The 1,197-nt window shown below is 66.3% G+C and carries 1 protein-coding gene and 1 pseudogene; both read left to right on the forward strand.

Annotated features, from left to right (window positions below):
- On the forward strand, positions 1–476 hold a 476-nt coding region (locus B7449_RS17180; protein WP_048883908.1), incomplete at its 5' end, for an energy transducer TonB.
- A gap of 86 nt (positions 477–562) precedes the next feature.
- Positions 563–1,197 (forward strand): annotated as a pseudogene (locus B7449_RS17185) (MotA/TolQ/ExbB proton channel family protein); the annotation flags it as partial.

Below are 1,197 nucleotides of genomic sequence, written 5' to 3' on the forward strand. Positions count from 1 at the left end.
CACCGCCGCCGCCGCCACCGCCGCCGCCGGAAATTACGCAGCCGCCGCCGCCGTATATTCCGCCGCCGAAAATTCAGGTTCCGACGCCGCCGCCGCCGATGAAGGTGACCCACACGAAGCCGCCGAAGGCGATGCCGCCCGCAAAGGCAGCCCCGCCGGCTGATGCGCCCGTGTCCAACGCGCCGCCCGTGCCCGATCATTCGGCAGGCACGTCGCCGCTGAACCATGTCGTGCCGGAATATCCGGAGGAAATGTCGGAAGAAGGCCGTGAAGGCGTCGTGTCCGTGGCATGTGACGTGGAAGCGACCGGTGTGACCAGCAACTGTCAGGTGGTCAGCGTAAAGGGTGGCCAGGCATTCGCTGATGCCGCGCTGAAGGCGGTCCGCCGTTCGCGTTATGCGCCGGCTGTCAAAAATGGTGTGCCCGTCAAGGAGTTCCACCATCTCTATACGATCACGTTCAGTCTGAATGACTGAGCCTGAGTGTTAGGTCAGGCACGGCGGGGGCCGGCAGCACCCCGCCGCCTCGGAAAAAACATCCTGCTCCAGAGGATTTTGGTTAAATGATCAGACTGCATCGTAAACACACTCTTGTTGCCTCGGCTGCTTTCGCTGCCATGCTGTGCGCGGCATCCCCGCTCGCCGCGCTGGCACAGGACGCCGCCCCGGCCGCTAGCGATGCGGCCACGGCACCGGCGGTTTCCGCCCCCGCAACCGATGGCAGCGGCGCTGCCGCCACCCCGGCCCCCGGCACGGATGCCCCGGCCCCGCAGGCCTCCACCCCGTCCGAGGCCGCGCCCGCTGCTGATGCCGCGCCTGCCGCCCCGGCAGAGCCCGCAGCCCCGGCGCCCGCCGCCGATGCAGCCCCCCCGGCCGATGCCCCCAAGGCACCCGAGGGTAACCCGTACGGTCTGGGCGCGCTGTGGGCCAATGGCGACTTCATTGCCCGTGGCGTCCTGCTGATCATGGTCTTCATGTCGCTTGGCACATGGTACATCATGATCACCAAGTTCTTTGAGCAGGCACGTGTCATGAACGCGGCCAAGCAGGTCATGACCGATTTCTGGACCAAGGGGTCCATCAAGGACGGTGCTGCCGCCCTGCCCGCGAACTCCCCCTTCCGCTACATTGCCGATACCGGCGTGAAGGCTGCTGAACACCACGAAGGCACGATGCAGGAATCCATCGACCTGCATTC

The sequence above is a fragment of the Komagataeibacter intermedius TF2 genome (assembly GCF_000964425.1).
Taxonomy (GTDB): Bacteria; Pseudomonadota; Alphaproteobacteria; order Acetobacterales; family Acetobacteraceae; genus Komagataeibacter; species Komagataeibacter intermedius.